The sequence below is a fragment of the Staphylococcus pseudoxylosus genome, from assembly GCF_044794325.1.
Taxonomy (GTDB): Bacteria; Bacillota; Bacilli; order Staphylococcales; family Staphylococcaceae; genus Staphylococcus; species Staphylococcus pseudoxylosus.
On sequence record NZ_CP085024.1, the window covers coordinates 210,421 to 231,508 of the forward strand.

Below are 21,088 nucleotides of genomic sequence, written 5' to 3' on the forward strand. Positions count from 1 at the left end.
GAAAATTATCTTCTGGGAGGATTATTAATAATGAAAAAAACAGTAGTAGCATCAACATTAGCAGTAGGATTAGGTGTAACAGGTTTCGCAGCAGGAAATTCAGCAGACGCTTCAGAGCAAGGTGTAGATAAAGCACAATTAGCTCAACAAGCACAAACTAATCCAGAATCATTAAACGAAGCGCCAGTACAAGAAGGTGCTTATGACATTAACTTTAATCATAATAATTTAAACTATAGCTTCCAATCAGACGGCCAATATTGGACTTGGAGCTATGGACAAGGTAATGCTTCAGCAGAGCAACCAGCACAAGCTGAACAACCAGCACAATCACAACAAACAGAGCAAGCTCAACCACAACAAACAGAGCAAGCATCAAGTGAGCAACCAGCTCAACAAGCTGCTCCACAAACTGAACAAACTCAACAACCAAAACAAGAAACAACTCAACAAGCTTCAACTTCTTCAAATGAATCAAGCTCAAGTGAAGCTTCAGAAGGTTCATCAGTAAATGTTAACTCTCATTTACAAGCAATCGCGCAACGTGAATCAGGCGGCGACTTAAAAGCTGTTAACCCATCATCAGGTGCAGCAGGTAAATATCAATTCTTACAAAGCACATGGGATTCAGTAGCACCATCTCAATATAAAGGTGTATCTCCAACAGAAGCACCTGAATCAGTACAAGATGCTGCAGCAGTTAAACTTTACAATGAAGTTGGCGCTTCACAATGGGTAACTGCATAATATAATAGAATTTCAAATTTTGATTATATGAATTTTAAGAGGCTAGGACATTAATAAATGTTCTAGCCTCTTATTTGTTTATGCTTAATTCTTTTATGTGAACTTAGTAAATTAGCTAATATTAATATAATTTAAATTGTTCAAAATAAGATATTTATATATAAAAATTGTTTTCATTTGGAGTTTGGAAATTAGAACAAGTGTAATTTGTTAGTTAATCATATATAAATATAATTCTGTAATAGCTTAAATGGAATATTTTAGCTATTGATATATTCTAGGTTGCTCATTTAAATGTGTGAAAAATAAGAACGATGTAGGTATTATTTTCACACTAATTACAAGCATGTTACATAATCAAAAAGTGTATAAATACACTTTTTGCCTTTGTGAAAGTTTTTAAGTAGTCATATATGTATGGTTAATGTACTTTTTAACGTAATGATGATGTAAAAAATTGATTGCTTTTTTAATTTGGCTGTAACCTACAAGCTTTTTATGGGTGTTATAGTAGTAATTACAAATTAGTTGTAAAAAGTAAACAACTTCGATTGTTGAAATTGCGATCTAATTTTTAAATTTAAATATGGAAATTATCTCTTAGGAGGATTATTAATAATGAAAAAAACAGTAATTGCATCAACATTAGCAGTAGGATTAGGTGTTACAGGATTAGCAGCAGGAAATTCAGCGGATGCATCAGAACAAAATATTGATCAAGCAAATTTAGCGCAACAAGCTCAAAATAACCCAGAACAATTAAATGAATCAGCATTACATGATGGTTCATATAACTATAATTTTAATCAAGACGGATTAAATTACAATTTTAATTCAGATGGAGAAAACTTTACTTGGAGCTATGGTGAAGGATCAGGAGAGGGTTCAACTAGTTCATCAGCACAAAGTGTAGACAATAGTGGACAACAAAACGAACAAGCGGCACAAACTGAACAAGCTTCAAGTGAACAGTCTGCTCAAGCACAACAATCAACTCAACAAAGTGCACCACAACAAGAGTCAGCTCAACAACCACAACAACAAGAAACAACTTCACAATCTTCAGCTAGCTCAAACGAATCAAGCTCAAATGAAGCTTCAGAAGGTTCATCAGGTGTGAATTCACACTTACAACAAATCGCGCAACGTGAATCAGGTGGCGATATTCATGCTACAAACCCATCATCAGGTGCTTCAGGTAAGTTCCAATTCTTACAAAGTACATGGGATTCAGTAGCACCATCTGAATATCAAGGCCAACCAGCTGGTAATGCACCAGAAGCAGTACAAGATGCTGCAGCACAAAAATTATATGATGAAGTTGGCCCTTCACAATGGGTTACTGCATAATATAAATATTCAGTAACAAAAATAGTATAAATTTTAATAATGAAGATAGCGGTTGGGATATTTAAATGTCTCAGCCGTTATTTTTTATTTTGATAAATTCTATAAACGTCGATAAATTATTGGTGTAAATATGGGTATACATAAAATAATAAAGATTGTAGTTTTTAATGAAAATTTCAAGCAACAAAAATATTTGGGAATTTAGTTAGGGGCAATTAATATGAGAAAACTTGTAGTGTTTTTACACAGCTCTTTGGATGGATTTGTTGAAGGTTCTCAAGGTGCCATGGATATTGATTGGATTGCTTATAATAACGAATTAGAAAATTTTGCTGATGAAGTGTTGCAAACTGCTGACACAATTGTTTGGGGGCGCAAAACCTATGAAATGATGTATGATTACTGGTCGACAGTTCCATCAGATAAACATGCTTCTGAACATGAATTGAAACACGCTAAATGGATTGAAAATGTTGAAAAAGTCATATTTTCAAAAGCTTTGAATAGTGTCGATTGGCATAATTCACGTTTAGTTAAAAAGAATGTTAAAGATGAAATTATCCGGATGAAGCAACAAGAAGGTAAAGATATTGTAGTATTGGGTAGCCCCCGATTCGCACATTATTTGATGCAATTAGATATAGTGGATGAATATAAAATTACTATTTCGCCTACATTGATTGGTAAAGGATTGCCATTATTTCAAAATATACATGAACGAGTAGAATTGAAATTACTTGATAGTAAAACATTTAAATCGGGTGCTTTAGGCCTTATTTACCAAAAAATAAAGAAAAAAAGATAGAAGTTGGCTAAGTTGCTGATCTCTATTTTGAAAAGTAACTATACAAATATAAATAAACAAACCTTAGGTGAACTATCGCCTAAGGTTTGTTTCAGCTTCAAATAATGATATTAAAAAAGTCGATTCAGTTGAAAACATACTTATAGTTAGTCTTCCAGTTCAATCGATTTTTTAGTATGTGCTTAATGAGATTTATTGATTTACTAGTTCTTTGAAATTATCTAAGCGGTTAGCTTTTTCTTCGTCACTAATATCATGTTTTTTTACGTAACGATTATTTTCATGAGCTGCACATTCATGAGAGCAAGCACCTAAGTAACGTGCTTCATTTTCTTCTGATACTAGTATTTGTTTATTACATTCAGGATTGCTACAGTTTATATAACGTTCACATGGCGTGCCGTCAAACCATTCTTTACCTACAACTGTTTTATCTACATGGTTTACTTCTACACTGATACGTTCATCGAAAACGTACATTTTACCATCCCAGAATTCACCTTTTGTTTCTGGGTCTTTTCCATAAGTAGCGATACCGCCTTCAAGTTGACTCACATTTTCGAAGCCTTCTTTTAATAAATAGCCTGAGAATTTTTCGCAACGAATACCACCAGTACAGTAAGTTACAATTTTTTTATCCATAAATTGGTCTTTGTTTTCTTTAATCCAGTCAGGTAAATCTCTAAATCTTGTAATATCAGGACGAACTGCACCACGGAAATGGCCAAGGTCATATTCATAATCATTTCGCGCATCAATGACGATTGTATCGTCGTCTAATAACGCTTCTCTAAATTCTTTTGGAGATAAATAATCACCTGTTAGCTCTCTTGGATTTACGTCATCTTCAAGATCTAAAGCTACAATTTCTTGTCTTGGGCGTACATGCATTTTCTTGAAAGCATGTCCTTCAGCTTCATCGATTTTAAAAGTAATGTCTTTAAATCTTTCGTCAGATTTTAATGCAGCCATATATTTATCGGTAGCTTCAATCGTACCAGAGACTGTACCATTAATGCCTTCTGTCGATACTAAAATACGGCCCTTAAGTTCTAACTCTTTACAAAAATCTAAATGTTCAGTGGCAAAAGTTTCGGGGTCTTCAATAGTTGTATAATTATAATACAATAATACTCTGTAATCCATAATACTATTCTCCTCTAATTGATTTTTTCTCTTATAGTTTTTATATAAAATGATTAGTTTGACGATATTCGTGCGACAGTAGTTCATAATAAATATGGTTAAATTAACATCGATTAATTATTTTTATAAAATGACAAAATTATCCTCACTATATTGTAACAAAAAAAGGACAATATTCAATTTAAAAATTTTGCAAAGTCAAATATTTATATAAACGTTTTAAAACTGTATTTATGTAATCAATATGAGAAAATGCTCTGTTCAAGCATAGCATCTTCAAAAGATGATAGTTGAAAAGAGCATAAAAATGAATATGAATTATTTATTTTTATTAGTAAATATGAGTGACACGATTAAACTAATTGTACTGACTGCAAAAATGATATTCATAATTGCTAATATCTCTATAATAACAACATCTTTACCTAATCTTTCAAAAGCATTTTCTTGCAGTTCTTTCTCAGAATTAAAGTTACTATCAGTTCGAGAAGGTTTTTCCTCGATATCCTCTAATAATCTTTCTTTAACCTTAGGCATATAATACCTCCTTATCGTCTATTTAATTTTCCCTTTTTAAATTAAAATCAATCATCTAAAAATATGAAACATTGAATTGTGTAACTATGGTTACTATACTTTCATTAACTGACGGAAAAAATAAAATTAAACAGGAGAGATGGTTATGGAAACAGTATATTTAGCAGGTGGATGTCTATGGGGTGTGCAAGCCTTCGTTAAAACACTTCCTGGTGTTGTTAATACTGAGGCGGGTAGAGCTAACGGTATTTCGAATACGTTAGATGGCGAATATGATGGTTATGTGGAAGTTGTTAAGACAGACTTTGACCCTGGAAAAGTAACGATAACAAAGTTGATGGAGTACTTATTTGAAATCATTGATCCATACAGTGTAAATCAACAAGGAGAAGATATTGGTTTGAAATATAGAACTGGTTTATATAGTGAAAACCCTAAACACTTGAAAGAAGCTCAAGATTTTATTGATTTATATGAAAATAATCATTTAATTGCAACGGAAGTGTTACCTTTAACAAATTATGTGAGAAGTGCTAGAGCACATCAAGACCGATTATCCAAATTTCCAAATGATTATTGTCATATACCAAAAGAGCTTGTTAATAAATATAAATAGTAACAAACGATTTAAATGAATCTTAAATATATTAGTGAGGTGTGAATGTTATACCTCCTTTTTATCTTTTTGAATATTGGCGAATAATTGATACTTAAATAATAGTATTAAAATACTCTAACTATTGTGAATACGTGGAAAAACTGTTAAATGAAATACCATCTTATTATACAGAATGTTTTATAGTATGATATAAAATAGAAAAGTGATAAGGAAAAGCAATGATTGTGAATTTAAAGTTAGACATTATAAGTAAATGTTAAAGATAGTGAAGTAGGTTATTGATGTAATTCAATGCTTTTTGTAGAAGGGAAGATAAATTTGGAAAAGAAAAAAATTTCAGCAGAAGATGTAGCTAAACTTGCTAAAGTATCACAATCGACGGTTTCTAGAGTTTTTTCGCCAGGTAAAAGTGTTTCAGAAAACACAAGAAAAAGAGTAATGAAGGTAGCAGATGAATTGAATTATAAACCGAATGCTTTAGCTAGAGGTTTAATTACAAATAAATCAAAATTGATTGGGATAGCAATGAAAAATAAACAAAATCCATTTTATCATGAAGTGCTATCATTATTTACACAAAAATTGAAAACCTTTGGTTATTCTGTACTTTTTGTATATACAGAAAATGAAGAAATTCAGCAGGAAGAAATTAACCAATTTATAGAATATAACGTTGAATCTATTATAATCACTGATGCTGTATTATCTTCAGAATTAGTAAAAAAATTAAAAAGTTCAAATATACCTGTAATTCTATTTAATAGATATGATGAAACTTTGAATTGTAATTCTGTATCAAGTGATAATTACTTTGCTGCAAAATCAATAGCTAAATATTTTTTTGATAAAGGTTATACAAATAATTTATATGTATCTGGGCCAAGTAACACTTCTACTAATAGAGATAGATTATACGGATTCAAAGATTATTTTAAAGAAAAAGGCCAAGATATAGACATTATTGAAGGAGATTTCAGTTTTGAAACAGCCTATCAAAAAGCTCTGAGTTACTTTAAGAAAGGCAAGAAGCCGGAAGGTGTGTTTGGAGCAAATGATATAACAGCTTTAGGGATTCTTGAAGCAGCAAAAAAGATGAATTTTGATATACCTAAAGATATGGAAATAATAGGGTTCGATGATATAAAAATGGCAGCATGGCCCAATAACCTATTAACTACTTGGGCACAGCCTTTGGATCAAATGATAAACGAGACGATTAATATTTTAATTAATGGTGACTTTAAAAAGGTAGAACAAATAAAGCTAAAAGGAAAATTAAAGCTTAGAAATACAACAAAGTAATTGACAATTGGAAGCGCTTACTCTAAGATTGAATGAAATATTGCATACGTATGCAAAAGGGTTTCATCTCTATTTGCATACGTATGCAAAAGTGAAAGGGGATTTTAATATGTCTTATATATTAAAAAAAGGTAAAAATCAGGAAGATATAAAGCAGTCTGACGAAAAGGTAAGTAAAATTGTAAGTAACACAATAAAGACAATTGAAAATGAAGGTGATAAAGCATTACGTGATTTGTCTATTAAATTTGATAATTGGAGTCCGGAGTCATTTAAATTAAATGAAAAGCAGATTCAAAAAATTATAAATAACATACCACAACAGGTTAAAGATGATATCGCTTTTGCCCAACAAAACATTGAAAATTTTGCAAAAGCTCAAAAAGAGTCATTGAAAGATTTTGAAGTAGAAAATTTACCTGGCGTTATTTTAGGTCAAAAAAATATACCAGTAGAAAGTGTGGGATGTTATATACCAGGGGGACGATACCCAATGATTGCTTCTTCCCATATGAGTATATTAACAGCTAAGGTTGCTGGAGTTAAACGAGTAATTGCATGTACACCGCCGATAAATGGAGAGATTCCAGAAACAACTGTATATGCAATGTATAAAGCTGGTGCTGATGAAATATATATTTTAGGTGGAATTCAAGCAATGGCTGGTATGGCAATAGGTACAGAGAGTATTGAGGCTGTTGATATGATTGTAGGTCCAGGCAACGCTTTTGTTGCAGAATCAAAACGTCAACTTTTTGGAAGAGTAGGCATTGATTTATTAGCAGGTCCTACTGAAACTTTAGTAATTGCGGATGAATCGTCTGAACCAGAAATGATTGCAACTGATATTTTAGGACAAGGTGAACATGGTCCTACTTCACCTGGTGCAATTATTTCTATGTCTGAAGAAGTTGCTAAAATTGCTATTGAAGAAATTGATAAACAATTACTTACCTTGCCCACTGCAGATGTAGCTAGAGAATCTTGGGATAAATATGGTCAGGTGATAATCGTAGAAAATGAACAAGAAGCAATAAATGAAGCAAATCAATTAGCATATGAACATGTAGAAGTTTTAACGAAAAACCCAAATTATTTTTTAGATAATTTAACGAATTATGGAGCATTATTCCTTGGGCCAGAAACAAACGTAGCATATGGAGATAAAGTGATAGGCACAAATCATACATTACCAACTAAAAAAGCAGCTCGATATACAGGTGGTTTATGGGTAGGTAAATTCATCAAGACAGTAACTTATCAAAAAGTAACATCTGAAAAGCAAAGTGCTTATATAGGTGAATATGCAGCGCGTTTATGTGAATATGAAAATTTTGCTGGACATGCAGAGCAAGCTTTACTACGAGTGAGAAAGTATGGAGATAAAGGAAATAATTAATTTCCTAAAGGGGGACATACTTATATGTGGGGTATATTAGGGTTGATTGGTGGATTAGCTATATTGACTATTTTAGTTATGAGAGGGATGAATTTACTTATTGCTGCGCCTTTGTCTGCGTTAATTGTAGGAGTGTTTAATGGACTTCCTTTATTTTCTCAACTTGCAGTTGGTAAACAGACGGATTTCGTGACAAGTTATATGGATGGATTTTCTGGTTTTGTCACTTCTTGGTATCTTATGTTTCTAACAGGCGCGATATTTGGAAAAGTTATGGAAGATAGTGGCGCAGCAGAAAGTGTTTCTCATTGGATAATAAAAAAAATAGGGATGAAACGAGCAGTTTTAGCTATTGTATTAGCATGTGGCGTATTAACGTATGGTGGCGTTAGTTTATTTGTTGTAGCATTTGCGGTATATCCGATGGCAGTAAATTTGTTTAAAGAATCTGATTTTCCAAGAAGATTTATTCCGGCAACACTAGCGTTGGGGTCCACAACTTTTACGATGACTTCAGCAGGTTCTCCAGAGATACAAAACTGGATTCCTATACCGTATTTACATACTAGTCCCTATGCTGGTTGGGGGGTTAGTTTAGTTACTGCATTATTTATGCTGATTGCTGGTTATTTATGGTTAATGCATATGATAAAAAAAGCCAATAGAAAAGGAGAGCATTTTATTAGTAGGGAAAATGATGAGGTTGAATCTAGAAAAGGGTTACCTAATCCATTTTTAAGTATTATCCCTTTGTTAATAGTATTGGTTGTAGCTTTTGTTTTGCATGATGTACTTGAGCAATCTGCCTTAATAATTGCTCTTACAAGTGGTGTTATTGCTACTTGGATATTAAATAAACCTTATTTCAGAGATTTTTGGAAAGCTGTTGGTAATGGGACTGAAGGAGCATTAATTGCACTTGGTAATACTTCTGCTGTTGTTGGATTTGGTAGTGTTGCTCAAGTAACCCCTGCCTTTAAAAGTGCAATTGATTACGTGACCAGTTTACCTGGCTCCCCTTTAATAACTGGGGCATTTGCAGTAATGGTGATTGCTGGTCTAACAGGGTCATCTTCAGGTGGTCAATCGATAGCGCTTCCTATATTAGGTCCACATTATTTAGATATGGGGGTTAATGCAGATGCCTTACACAGAACAGTTTCTATGTCATCTGGAACTTTAGACTCCTTACCACATGGCGGATATGCTGTTACTACTATTAGATCAATTGCAGGCGAATCTCATAAAGATGCCTATCCTGCCTTTGGAGCCATGACTGTTATAATTCCGCTTCTTGCAGTTATTATAGCAGTAACCTTATTTATGATAGAATTTTAAACATTATTAATAAAAAGAAGGGTGCTTATGGAAAATATAACAATTATCGGTAGCGGAACCATGGGACATTCAATCGCATTATCCACAGCATGGGCTGGCTATAAAACTCAAGTGTATAGTTTGAATGATAGTGATTTGGATTTAGCTAAAAAAGAAATAGAAAATAAATTAGATGACTTGTATAGTAACGAATTAATTACTGAAAAACAATTAAGAGAAACTAAAAAAGATATAATATTTTCTACAAATTTAGAAAAAACCGTAGAATATGCAACATTTGTAATTGAAGCTATTCCTGAAGATTTAGAAATGAAGAAAGAGTTATATACACGTTTGAACAGTTTATTAGATGAAGATGTCATATTGGCAAGTAATACCTCTGGATTTACATTAAACCAATTATCACAGTTTTATACTTTTCCAGAAAATTTTATAATAACGCATTTTTGGAATCCCGCACATTTAATACCGCTAGTAGAAATTGTAAAAAATGATGTAACGCGTCAAAGTGTCGTCAACCATACTACAAACTTAATTGAAACCATCGGTAAAAAACCTATATTAATTCAAAAAGAAATACCAGGTTTTATTGGGAATAGATTACAATACGCGCTTTTTAGAGAAGCGCAGTCCTTATTAGATAAAGGCGTTGCATCAAAAGAAGATATTGACGCAGCAGTTACTTATAGTGTTGGAAGAAGATATCCAATAATAGGACCATTAATGACAGCAGATTTAGGAGGATTAGATACTTTTAGTTCGATTTCCAATTATTTATTTGAAGATTTGAACACCGATAAATTTTCTGGAGAAACATTAGCACGGCATGTTCAAAGTGGCGAATTGGGTTATAAAACAGGCAAAGGTTTCTACAATTGGGATGGAAACCCTACTCAAGAAATAATAAATAAAAGAGATGAAATATTAATGTATTTTTTGAAAAGAGATTTAGAAGAGAAATAAGGTGATTATTTTGTCAAAAAGTTTTAGCGATTTAAAAAATAAAAATGTAGTTATTACTGGTGGTAATAAAGGAATCGGCCAAAAAGTTGCAATAGATTTTGCTGAATTAGGAGCAAATGTAATTATAATAGGTAGAGATAATAATGCATTAAATCAAACATTAGATATACTTAATCGTTACGATGGAAATCATAATGCTTTTTCACTTGATATAACAAAACTTAATAAGGTTTCTGAGACTGTTGAGCAAATAATTGCAATTTATAAAAGCATAGATATATTGGTGAACAATGCTGGCATAAATATTAGTAAACCTGCATTTGAAATTGAAGAGGAAGATTGGGATAAAGTATTAGAATTAAATTTAAAATCTTTATTCTTTATTTCTAAATTTTTCGGACGCTATATGGCAGAAGAAGAAGGTGGAAAGATCATTAATGTAGCTTCTCAAGTTGGTTTTGTAGGGTACTATAATAGAGCGCATTATTCTTCAAGTAAAGGGGGAGTAATACAATTAACTAAATCACTCGCTATAGAATGGGCAAAATATAATATAAATGTTAATGCGATTGCTCCAACGTTTGTTGAAACTAAGTTGACAGAAGAAATGTTTAAAGATGAAAAATTTAAAGAAGACGTTTTAAATCGCGTATTATTCCATAAGTTGCCTAAATTAGATGATATTACTGGAGCAATATTATACTTAAGTTCTAATTTGTCAAACTTTATTACTGGTGAAACAATAAAAATTGATGGTGGGTGGACTTCAATTTAAAGAAACTAAGTTTTTTAAATTGATAAAGTAAGAGAAAATAATATAATGAGGGCGTATTACTATGTAAACGTCCTCATTATTTTTGTCAATTTGTATTACATTTTATAAGTAGAAGCAATTTTTCAAAAAATTCATAAATAAAGTTGAAATTCAATGAAGGATTATCATAAACTAATTAAGTTATATAATTACGCTTATATTTTTTATAGTTTAATTTTAATTATATATTGATTTGTGTCAATTAGAGAAAGAGTGCATAAAAACTTGATGACAATGGCGGAGGGATTTATTAATTCAACATTTTCATGTTTTTATTCTAGTCTCAGTAACAAAATATGACGTATGCTATAATATACGTTATTACTAAATATTGGTGCGATTAGGAGATTTTCAATTATGAATAAGCCCAAATATCAAATTGTAGCGAATGAAATAAAGGAAAAAATAATAAATAAAACGTATCAAGTCGGTATGTTACTACCAACAGAAAAACAATTTCAGGATAGATATCATGTGAGTCGTTATACGATAAGACAGGCGATGGATGTACTTGTTAAAGAGGGATTTATTAAAAAGAAAAAAGGTTCAGGCTCTTATGTGAGCTATAGTTATTTGAACGCGCGCCAAACGAATGAAACTAGAAAAATAGGTGTTATCGTGACATATTTATCGGATTATATTTTTCCAAGTATCATTAGAGGTATAGAAAATGTGTTAAGAAAAAATGGCTATTCCTTAATACTAGCAAGTACTAATAATAATCATGAAGAAGAACGTAAATGCTTAGAAATGATGTTGAATCAAGGTGTGACAGGATTAATTATAGAACCCACTAAAAGTAATGTTTATAATCCAAATCTGTCTTATTATTCACTATTCAAACAACGCGACATTCCAATTTTAATGATAAATGCAAAATATGATGAATTGAGTTTACCTTATACAGCAATTGATGATGTGAAGTCTGGCTATTTAGCGACTAAATATTTGATTGATCATGGGCATGAGCACATTGCGTTGATTACGAAAATTGACGACAATCAAGGTAAGCTAAGGATGAAAGGTTATTTTAACGCCTTTGAAAACAATCATATTCTATTTAAAGGTGAACATATCTATACATTTGATACTGAGAGTAAACTACAAGTAATCGAACAAATTGTAGAACATATTTGTAATAAAAAGATTAACATTACTGGCTTAGTTTGCTATAACGACGCTATTGCATATGAAGTCATACAGGAATTGAAAAAAAGAAATATACAAATACCGAATGACTTATCGGTTGTAGGACAAGATAATTCAGTATTGAGTAAGTTAAGTGAGATGAATTTAACTACAACTTCTCATCCACAAGAATTACTAGGTAGTAGAGCAGCTGAATGGATGATTAGTGCAATAGATACAGATAAACAACAAACCTCACAACTCATAGATACATATATTATAGAACGTAATTCAGTGAAAAAAATATAAATACTGACTCAAACCAATAAAGATGTTGGTTTGAGTCTTTTTTCACCTCTTATATGTACGGACATAATATAATTTATGTTGACATGTACGGACAAATAATATAAGGTATATTTGAAAACGGTTTCAAAGGAGCGATAAAATATGGATGATTTGAAACGGAATTTAAAAAGTGAAGATATTTCAATAGGTATTGAATTAGGCTCTACTAGGATTAAAACCGTAGCTATAGATCAAAATTTGAGCACTGTTGCATCTGGCCATTTTGAGTGGGAGAACCAATTCATCGATGGATATTGGACATATTCGATTAATGATATTTGGGTAGGGTTGCAGAAGAGTTATAGTGCAATGACAGTAGAAATCAAAGAAAAGTATGATTTAACCCTAAGAAAAGTGAAGTCTATTGGGGTGAGTGGTATGATGCATGGTTATCTGGCATTTGATCAAAACGAAGACTTGCTCGTGCCATTTAGGACTTGGAGAAATGGAAATACAGCTAAAGCGGCAACATTACTTAGCGAAGCATTTCAATTTAATATACCTGAACGCTGGAGTATTGCACATTTGTATCAGGCTATATTAGATAATGAGTCACATGTAAATCGAATAACTTATTTAACTACATTAGCTGGATATGTACATTGGTACCTAACTGGTGAAAAAGTTTTAGGTATTGGTGATGCTTCAGGCATGTTTCCTATAGACATTGATACCAAAAGTTATAGGAAAGATTTGTTAGAGGAAGCAAATCATATTTTTAAAACAAAGTATTTTGAAAGGTCAGTTGAAGAGCTATTACCTGAAATTAAATTAGCGGGTGAAAGTGGAGGGCTACTTACAGAAGAAGGAGCAACGTTATTAGACCCTTCTGGTAACCTTGAAGCTGGCATTTTGATGTGCCCACCAGAAGGAGACGCTGGTACAGGTATGGTTGCAACAAATACGGTTGCTCAAAATACAGGTAATATATCTGCTGGCACAAGTGCGTTTGCCATGATTGTATTATCAAATACTTTGAAAGATATGTATCCGGAAATTGATGTTGTGACGACTCCTGATGGCAGCGAAGTAGCTATGATTCATACCAATAACTGTACTTCAGATATTAATGATTGGATGAATTTGTTTGGTGAAGTATTAAACGTCATGGGTGTTGATTTTTCATCAGACGAGTTGTACGGACATATTTTCGAGCGTTCATTAAGTAGTGATGATAACATAGGCGGTCTGCTTTCATATAATTATGTATCTGGAGAGAATATTACAAATGTAGACACAGGCTATCCATTATTTATACGCGAACCTAATTATCAGTTCAATTTAGCAAACTTTATGAAAATGCATCTATTTAGTGCCTTTAGTACTTTGAAAATTGGCATGGATTTACTAAAGGAAAATGAATATATCGACATAGATAAATTGATTGCTCATGGCGGAATATTTAAAACGAAAGACGTTGCTCAACAGATACTAGCTTCTGCATTTGAACAGCCTATAACGGTTATGGAAACCGCAAGTGAAGGGGGTGCTTGGGGTATTAGTGTTTTAGCGTATTATGCCGCATTAGATACTGAAGATTCATTGGATGTATTCCTTAATGATTCTGTTTTTATAAATACGAAGGAAAAGACGTTACAGCCAGTAGCACAAGAAGTCATTAATTTTAATAACTATGTAGAAAAAATGAAAAAGGGATTATCAATTGAACAATCCGTAACTAAATATTTAGGAGGAGATACGAATGCTCGAAGCGTTAAAAGCTGAAGTATATCAAGCGAATTTAGAATTGCCTAATAGAGGCCTAATTAAGTATACCTGGGGTAATGTTAGTGCGTTCGATTCAGAATCACAATTATTTGTTATTAAACCAAGTGGTGTAGATTATGATGAAATGAAGCCTGAGGATATGGTTGTTTGTAACTTAGAATGTGAAGTTATTGAAGGGGATTTGAAACCATCTTCAGATATGCCAACACACGCAGTATTGTATAAAAAATTTGATGGCATTGGTAGTGTGGTCCATACACATTCACCTTGGGCGACTACTTGGGCACAATCTGGACTGCCTGTTCCTGCAATGGGTACTACACACGCGGATACATTTTATGGAGATATTCCTTGCGCAAGATTTTTAACAACAGCAGAAATAAATAAGGATTATGAGTATGAAACAGGTAATGTCATCGTTGAAACATTTGATGAAAAAGGGATGAATCCACATGAAATACCTGCTGTTTTGTTACATGGGCATGCACCATTTATATGGGGAGAGAATTGTGACAAGGCTGTTATGAATGCAGTTGTTTTAGAAGAAGTATGTAAAATGAATATATTTACGCGACAGTTAAATCCTTTTGCAGAAACATTGCCTAAAGCAATACTTGATAAGCATTTTGAAAGGAAACACGGAAAAAACGCCTATTATGGTCAAAAATAAGGGGGAAGTAAAATGACAAATGTTAAAAAATTCTGGTTTGTAGTTGGATCACAAGCACTATATGGTGAAGAGGCTTTAAATCAAGTTAAGCAAAATGCCCAAAATATCGCTGATGGGTTGAATGAAAGTGGGCAATTACCTTTTGAAATTGAATTACAACCGAAATTGGCAGTTTCAGCAGATGTGATAACTGAAATTATGAAAGAAGCTAATTATCGTGACGATATTTTAGGTGTTATTACTTGGATGCACACATTTTCGCCAGCAAAAATGTGGATAAGAGGTACTAAATTACTACAAAAACCATTATTACATTTAGCGACACAATATAATGAAGATATTTCCTGGGAAAACATCGACATGGATTATATGAACCTACATCAATCGGCACATGGTGATAGAGAATACGGTTATATTAACCGTCGCTTGAATAAAAATAATGAAGTTATATTTGGGCACTGGAAAGACACAAACGTTCAACAGCAATTAAGAGATTGGATGGTTATAGCCAATGCTTATAGCGAAAGTTTTAATTTAAAAGTCGCTAGATTTGGTGACAATATGCGCAATGTAGCAGTAACAGAAGGAGATAAAATAGAAGCGCAAATTCAATATGGTTGGACTGTTGATTACTACGGTATCGGTGATTTAGTTGAATACATTAATCAAGTTACTGATGAAGATGTAGCTGCATTATTTAAAACATACGAAAACTTATACGAATTTGATTACAGAGATTATAGTAAAGCGACATTTAACAGTTCTGTAAAAGAACAAATTAAGTACGAAATAGCGATTAAGCAATTTTTAGATGAAGGTGGCTATACTGCTTTCACTTCAAACTTTGAAGATTTACATGGTATGCAGCAATTACCAGGTTTAGCAGTACAAAGGTTAAATGGACAAGGGTATGGATTTGCTGGTGAAGGTGACTGGAAGACGGCTGCTTTAGATCGTTTATTGAAAATTGCTGCAGATAATGAAGCAACAGGATTTATGGAAGATTATACGTATGATTTAAGAAGCAGTCATGCACATATTCTAGGATCACATATGTTAGAAGTTGATCCGACACTTGCTGAAACGAAACCTAAACTTGTTGTGAATCCACTTGGTATAGGGGATAAAAATGACCCGGCAAGATTAGTATTCGATGGTAAATCTGGTGAAGGCGTTGTCGTAACTATGCTTGACTTAGGGACACGTTATAAATTTATTGTTAATGAAATAGAAGCTAAAAGTCTCGATGAACCAGCTCCTCATTTGCCTGTAGCTAGAGTGCTTTGGGAAGTGAAACCATCATTAGAAAAAGGCGTAAAACGTTGGATAGAAGAAGGCGGGGGACATCATACTGTACTTTCTCTAAAATTAACACGTTCACAAATAGAAATACTATTGAAAATGTTTGATGCCGAATACACACTAATTAACTAATTTTCAAAAACGTTTGTCGTAAATCTATGCATAGGTGATTAAGTTTTTCATTAAAAAGAGGGTGAATGGGATGAAAGTTAATAGTAAGGTTTCAAATCGTTTTATCTATTTCTTTGGAGCGTTTGGTGGTATATTATTTGGTTATGATATTGGGGTTATGACAGGAGCGCTACCATTTTTAAGAGAAGACTGGGGTATTGAAAGTGGATTTATTATAGGTTTAATTACATCTTCAGTTATGTTAGGTGCGATATTTGGTGGTATTTTAGCTGGCAAACTGTCGGATAAATTAGGTAGAAGAAAAATGATATTAATTTCAGCAATTATTTTCGTTATTGGTTCAATCTTGTCAGGTATTGCCCCACATGATGGTAATTACTTTTTGATTTTATCAAGAGTTATACTTGGTTTGGCAGTAGGTGCAGCATCAGCTTTAGTTCCTGCTTATATGTCTGAAATGGCACCAGCGAAATATCGTGGTCAATTATCAGGAATGAATCAAACTATGATTGTATCTGGAATGTTATTATCTTATATTGTTGATTATTATTTAAGAGGATTACCTATGGAAATTGGTTGGAGACTAATGTTGAGTATCGCAGCAATTCCGGCACTAATTTTGTTTTTAGGTGTCTTAAAACTACCAGAATCTCCAAGGTTCTTAATTAAAAATAATAGGTTTGATGAAGCTAAACTTGTTTTAAGTAATCTTAGAAATAATTATAAAGTCGATGAAGAATTTGAAGAAATTAAAAAAACAATTCAAAAAGAGAATAATGTGAAAAATAATCAGTCATTAGCCATATTATTTAATGGTAAATATAAATATTTAGTAGTTGCAGGATTAGGTGTAGCAGCTTTTCAACAGTTTCAAGGGGCGAATGCAATATTTTATTATATTCCATTAATTGTAGAACAAGCCACTGGAAATTCTGCGAGTGATGCACTTATGTGGCCTATTATTCAAGGTGTCATACTTGTATTAGGATCATTACTCTTTATTTGGATAGCGGATAAATTTAATAGAAGAACATTGCTTATGCTAGGTGGTACCGTAATGGGCTTATCTTTTATATTGCCTGCTATTATTCATATATTTTTACCCAATGCGAATCCGATATTGATAGTAATCTTTTTAAGTATTTATGTTGCCTTCTATTCCTTTACATGGGCACCACTTACATGGGTTATTGTCGGTGAAATATTCCCGTTAGCAATTAGAGGTTTTGCTTCGGGTAGCGCATCATCCTTAAATTGGATTGGTTCTTTCTTAGTTGGGCTTCTATTCCCAATTATGACAGCTTACTTTTCACAACAAATTGTTTTTGCAATCTTTGGTGTTATCTGTATTCTCGGTGTATTATTTGTGAAAAAATTTGTTCCAGAATCAAGAGGTCGTACGCTTGAAGAGATTGAAGCAATTGGAGAGTCACGCGATTTGAATAAGGTTAATGCGCAAGTGAAAAATATATAATAATTTAAATAGAAAACAATCTGGTAAATAATAAAAGACCTTTTCTATGAAACGCCTCAATTAAGAAGGGTTTCTAGAAAAGGCCTTTTTTAATGCATATGTTTATTTAAAGAAACCTAAAATGAAGTCTACACCTTTACCTAAAACTTCTGCGATGCTTACGCCCATTGTAGCCCAGTCATGTGCTAAACCTGCATTTACTGCGTTGCCAATTGCTTCTACGATTCCTGCCATGTGAAACACTCCTTTTTTAGAAATTTAAAATTAAAACATTTGCTTTAATTTATTAAATACAATATAACTTGTTTTATTAATTAATTGTATAAAAATGCCTAACTAAACATTTTTTATGCCTAAGTGTAATAATAGTTTTTTTATAGGAATTGTAAGTATAGTATACAAATTTTAATTCTTTGTAAAGTTTTTAATATTGTGTAGCGCTTTTGTTGGAATTGTGACATGATGGTAAGTTATGCAGCTGAGTTTATTGTGAATAAGGTTGAGATTAAGGAAAGAAAAAATAAAAAAGAGAGGACAATAAAAATCATATTTTCAAAAAATTGATTCCATTACCTCTGTTTGTTTTTGTGAAAAAGTGGTGGGAGAATTTTTAACATTGTTATTAGTGAACATATGATGAGTATGAAATAAGCGTGGTTGAACACGATGATTTTATTAAATAAAGATTTACATAGCAATAAGAAAGATGGCGGAAAAATTTCAGCCCAACAACGAATCGGGGGTAATCTTATTAATAATAGTTGATAATTCCTCTGTAGTTTCTGGTTTTCCGTTATCTACCCAGTCTTGAATCATACCAAAAATCGCATTGCTCAAAAAAATTACAAAATAATGTTGTTCTCTTTCACTTAAATTAATCGTTTTTACTGAAGGCAGAATATTTTTTTCTGCATTTTTTTGCAACATTGATTTTACTTGGTTTTGAATTTCAGTAGAACCATTTTTAGAGATGAGCAATAATAAAAGTTCGGCTTCATTATTCCAAAAATTAAGCATGTGATAAAAAAATAAATGACGGTCTGAGTTTAAAAATTCATGAACTTTCTTACTGCCAGTTTTTATAATTTCTTGCTGATATTGATGTACTAAATCATATTTATCTTTGTAATGTAAATAAAAAGTTCCTCTACTTACATTAGCTTCATTACAGATATCTTTTACCGAGATATCATCGAATCTTTTAGTTTTTAAAAGCGTTATTAAAGCTTTTCGTGTATTTTTCTTCGTCTTCAATATGCGAGCATCGGTAAATAATTCTTCAGTCATTCGTTTCACTCCTAATATTATTAGACATATTTTTTAAATGTGTTCAGTAACGATAACCTTTTTATTGTTTTTATATTTTATAGGTATATAATCGCATTATGAATGATAATTGACACTATGTCTAATAAGGGGGCTAAACATGTCTGAAGTTGCAGCTAAACTAACAAGTGCGACAAAATATTATGGCAAAAAGAAAGTTTTAGATCATATTGATATTGAATTACCATTTGGAAAGGTTTTAGGGTTAATTGGTCCAAGTGGTTCGGGTAAAACGACAACGATTAAGTGCCTTATGGGTATGGAGAAATTGGATGAAGGTCATGCTCAAATATTCGATACTAGTATACCCAACCGTAAAATTCTTAATGAAATTGGTTATATGGGGCAAAGTGATGCGCTATATGAATCGTTAACTGCTCGAGAAAATTTAGTGTTCTTCGGTAATTTGATGGGTTTAGACGGTGATAAGCTAAAACAAGCGATTGATAAGAATATGAAACTAGTTAATTTAGAGAATGAATTACATCAAATTGTGAATACATTTTCAGGTGGTATGAAGCGCAGATTGTCTTTAGCGATTACGTTACTGTCAAATCCTAATTTAATTATATTAGATGAGCCAACAGTGGGTATTGATCCGAGCCTTAGAAAAGATATATGGAAACAACTTAACCTACGCACAGAGGAAAATAAGTCAGTAATTGTGACAACGCACGTCATGGGAGAAGCGGAACGCTGTGATTACATTGGATTGATTATGGAAGGCCGTTTATTCACTATGGGAACACCAAAAGAACTGAAAGAAAAATTCGGTGTAAATTCTATAGAAGAGGTATTTATAAAGGCTGAAACGGAGGTGCAATCATGAGATTTAAAGCCGTTTTTATAAGAGTTGTTAAGGAATTGTTGAGAGATAAAAGAACATTGGCTTTAATGTTGTTCGCACCGATTTTAGTATTAACATTGCTATATTTCGTTTTTGATACAAATTCAGAGACAAATTTAAAAATTGGTATTACTGACCGTGTGCCTAACAAAATTGTAAATGAATTACCTTCAGATAAAGTGGATATAGAGAAGGTTGATTCATCAGATTCTGTAAAAAATACGATGGTTGATTCAGAGCTGGATAGTTATATTACGAAAGATGGATCTAAAATAGAAGTAACATATGCTAATGAAGACCCTAGTAAAACTGATGCTACGAAACAGTTACTTGCTAGTGCACTTCAGAAAAATAAAATGCAAGATATGATGAAAATTGTAGAAAAAATTCCAGATAATATGCAACAAGAAAATAAGCAAGCTTCAGAGAATGTGGAGTTGGATCATCATTATCTATATGGTGATGCGGATAGTACGTACTTTGATAAAATGTTCCCAATTTTAATTGGTTTCTTTGTTTTCCTTTTCGTATTTTTAATCTCTGGTATTGGATTACTTAGAGAACGTACTAAAGGTACACTTGAACGTTTATTAGCCACGTCGATTAAAAGAAGTGATATTGTGTTTGGCTATTTAGCAGGTTATGGTTTGTTTGCTATATTACAAACGTTACTCATCGTGTTTTATGCGATTATTATCTTAAATATAGAACTTGCAGGTAGTATATGGTGGGTATTATTGATTAATATTTTAATCGCATTGGCCGCATTGGCTATGGGAATATTTGTTTCAACTTTTGCTAATTCTGAGTTTCAAATGATTCAGTTTATACCTATTGTAGCAATTCCTCAAATCTTTTTCTCAGGTATTATTCCTTTAGAAAATATTGCTAATTGGGTAAGTTTCATAGGTTATCTATTTCCCTTAAGATATGCAGGTGATGCATTGACGCACATTATGATAAAAGGGCAAGGGCTTGAATATATTTGGTTTGATATTTGTATATTATTCGTCTTTATTATTGTGTTTACCATTTTAAATATTATTGGGCTTAAACGTTATAGAAAAGTTTGATTTTATGTTAACTTGAAAAATCAAAAGCGCCTTTCTTACC

At 32.3% G+C, this 21,088-nt stretch carries 20 protein-coding genes; 16 read left to right on the forward strand and 4 right to left on the reverse strand.

What is annotated here, in order from left to right; all coding sequences use genetic code 11:
• Positions 1 to 30: 30 nt before the first annotated feature.
• The 3 genes from LG295_RS00975 to LG295_RS00985 all read left to right on the forward strand — a co-directional run bounded on the left by LG295_RS00975 (position 31) and on the right by LG295_RS00985 (position 2,902).
• Positions 31 to 747: a transglycosylase family protein gene (locus LG295_RS00975; protein WP_107530874.1), complete on the forward strand. Its 717-nt coding sequence runs from the start codon at positions 31 to 33 to the stop codon at positions 745 to 747.
• Between the two features lie 618 nt (positions 748 to 1,365).
• Positions 1,366 to 2,097, forward strand: a complete 732-nt coding sequence (locus LG295_RS00980) for a transglycosylase family protein (RefSeq protein ID WP_107530873.1) — start codon at positions 1,366 to 1,368, stop codon at positions 2,095 to 2,097.
• Positions 2,098 to 2,317: 220 nt separating this feature from the next.
• Positions 2,318 to 2,902: a dihydrofolate reductase family protein gene (locus tag LG295_RS00985; protein ID WP_326020661.1), complete on the forward strand. Its 585-nt coding sequence runs from the start codon at positions 2,318 to 2,320 to the stop codon at positions 2,900 to 2,902.
• A gap of 192 nt (positions 2,903 to 3,094) precedes the next feature.
• Here the strand turns inward: LG295_RS00985 and LG295_RS00990 are convergent, their stop codons facing one another.
• Together LG295_RS00990 and LG295_RS00995 are read right to left on the reverse strand one after the other, a co-directional pair.
• Positions 3,095 to 4,048 carry a rhodanese-related sulfurtransferase gene (locus tag LG295_RS00990; RefSeq protein WP_039068162.1) on the reverse strand — a complete coding sequence of 318 codons (954 nt, stop codon included), beginning with the start codon at positions 4,046 to 4,048 and terminating at the stop codon, positions 3,095 to 3,097.
• Between the two features lie 318 nt (positions 4,049 to 4,366).
• Positions 4,367 to 4,585: a hypothetical protein gene (locus tag LG295_RS00995; protein ID WP_107530870.1), complete on the reverse strand. Its 219-nt coding sequence runs from the start codon at positions 4,583 to 4,585 to the stop codon at positions 4,367 to 4,369.
• A gap of 145 nt (positions 4,586 to 4,730) precedes the next feature.
• Between LG295_RS00995 and LG295_RS01000 the strand changes: the two genes are divergently transcribed.
• The 11 genes from LG295_RS01000 (at position 4,731) to LG295_RS01050 (ending at position 17,802) form a co-directional block, all read left to right on the forward strand.
• Positions 4,731 to 5,201, forward strand: a complete 471-nt coding sequence (locus LG295_RS01000; protein ID WP_107530869.1) for a peptide-methionine (S)-S-oxide reductase — start codon at positions 4,731 to 4,733, stop codon at positions 5,199 to 5,201.
• 321 nt (positions 5,202 to 5,522) lie between these two features.
• Positions 5,523 to 6,506 (forward strand): LacI family DNA-binding transcriptional regulator, encoded by a 984-nt coding sequence (locus LG295_RS01005; RefSeq protein WP_318832523.1) that lies wholly within the window; start codon positions 5,523 to 5,525, stop codon positions 6,504 to 6,506.
• 109 nt (positions 6,507 to 6,615) lie between these two features.
• On the forward strand, positions 6,616 to 7,905 hold the full coding sequence (gene hisD, locus LG295_RS01010; protein WP_318832524.1) for a histidinol dehydrogenase: 1,290 nt from the start codon (positions 6,616 to 6,618) through the stop codon (positions 7,903 to 7,905).
• A 24-nt stretch (positions 7,906 to 7,929) separates the two neighbouring features.
• The gene (locus LG295_RS01015; RefSeq protein ID WP_107531189.1) at positions 7,930 to 9,243 is read left to right on the forward strand and encodes a GntP family permease; all 1,314 of its coding nucleotides are present in this window, start codon (positions 7,930 to 7,932) and stop codon (positions 9,241 to 9,243) included.
• Positions 9,244 to 9,270: 27 nt separating this feature from the next.
• Positions 9,271 to 10,206, forward strand: coding sequence for a 3-hydroxyacyl-CoA dehydrogenase NAD-binding domain-containing protein (locus LG295_RS01020; protein ID WP_318832525.1), 936 nt, complete (start codon positions 9,271 to 9,273; stop codon positions 10,204 to 10,206).
• A 1-nt stretch (position 10,207) separates the two neighbouring features.
• Positions 10,208 to 10,981: an SDR family oxidoreductase gene (locus LG295_RS01025; RefSeq protein WP_325999289.1), complete on the forward strand. Its 774-nt coding sequence runs from the start codon at positions 10,208 to 10,210 to the stop codon at positions 10,979 to 10,981.
• Between the two features lie 396 nt (positions 10,982 to 11,377).
• Positions 11,378 to 12,457, forward strand: a complete 1,080-nt coding sequence (locus LG295_RS01030; RefSeq protein WP_107531186.1) for a GntR family transcriptional regulator — start codon at positions 11,378 to 11,380, stop codon at positions 12,455 to 12,457.
• A gap of 141 nt (positions 12,458 to 12,598) precedes the next feature.
• Positions 12,599 to 14,221 (forward strand): FGGY-family carbohydrate kinase, encoded by a 1,623-nt coding sequence (locus tag LG295_RS01035; protein WP_325999290.1) that lies wholly within the window; start codon positions 12,599 to 12,601, stop codon positions 14,219 to 14,221.
• Positions 14,199 to 14,894 carry an L-ribulose-5-phosphate 4-epimerase gene (locus LG295_RS01040; RefSeq protein ID WP_107557554.1) on the forward strand — a complete coding sequence of 232 codons (696 nt, stop codon included), beginning with the start codon at positions 14,199 to 14,201 and terminating at the stop codon, positions 14,892 to 14,894. Before LG295_RS01035 ends, LG295_RS01040 begins: the two co-directional genes overlap by 23 nt.
• A 12-nt stretch (positions 14,895 to 14,906) precedes the next feature.
• On the forward strand, positions 14,907 to 16,328 hold the full coding sequence (gene araA / locus LG295_RS01045; protein ID WP_107557555.1) for an L-arabinose isomerase: 1,422 nt from the start codon (positions 14,907 to 14,909) through the stop codon (positions 16,326 to 16,328).
• Positions 16,329 to 16,398: 70 nt separating this feature from the next.
• Positions 16,399 to 17,802 carry a sugar porter family MFS transporter gene (locus LG295_RS01050; RefSeq protein ID WP_107557556.1) on the forward strand — a complete coding sequence of 468 codons (1,404 nt, stop codon included), beginning with the start codon at positions 16,399 to 16,401 and terminating at the stop codon, positions 17,800 to 17,802.
• 102 nt (positions 17,803 to 17,904) lie between these two features.
• Here the strand turns inward: LG295_RS01050 and LG295_RS01055 are convergent, their stop codons facing one another.
• Entirely contained in the window at positions 17,905 to 18,036 is a 132-nt protein-coding gene (locus LG295_RS01055) for a beta-class phenol-soluble modulin (protein ID WP_017723991.1), read from the reverse strand.
• Between the two features lie 486 nt (positions 18,037 to 18,522).
• Complete coding sequence (locus LG295_RS01060) at positions 18,523 to 19,089, reverse strand: TetR/AcrR family transcriptional regulator (protein WP_107531181.1); 567 nt, start codon at positions 19,087 to 19,089, stop codon at positions 18,523 to 18,525.
• Positions 19,090 to 19,228: 139 nt separating this feature from the next.
• Here LG295_RS01060 and LG295_RS01065 point away from each other — a divergent pair, with 139 nt between their 5' ends.
• Positions 19,229 to 19,957, forward strand: a complete 729-nt coding sequence (locus LG295_RS01065; RefSeq protein WP_107557557.1) for an ABC transporter ATP-binding protein — start codon at positions 19,229 to 19,231, stop codon at positions 19,955 to 19,957.
• Positions 19,954 to 21,048 (forward strand): ABC transporter permease, encoded by a 1,095-nt coding sequence (locus tag LG295_RS01070; RefSeq protein WP_318832529.1) that lies wholly within the window; start codon positions 19,954 to 19,956, stop codon positions 21,046 to 21,048. The genes LG295_RS01065 and LG295_RS01070 overlap by 4 nt, the downstream gene beginning before the upstream one ends.
• The last annotated feature ends 40 nt before the right edge of the window (positions 21,049 to 21,088 follow it).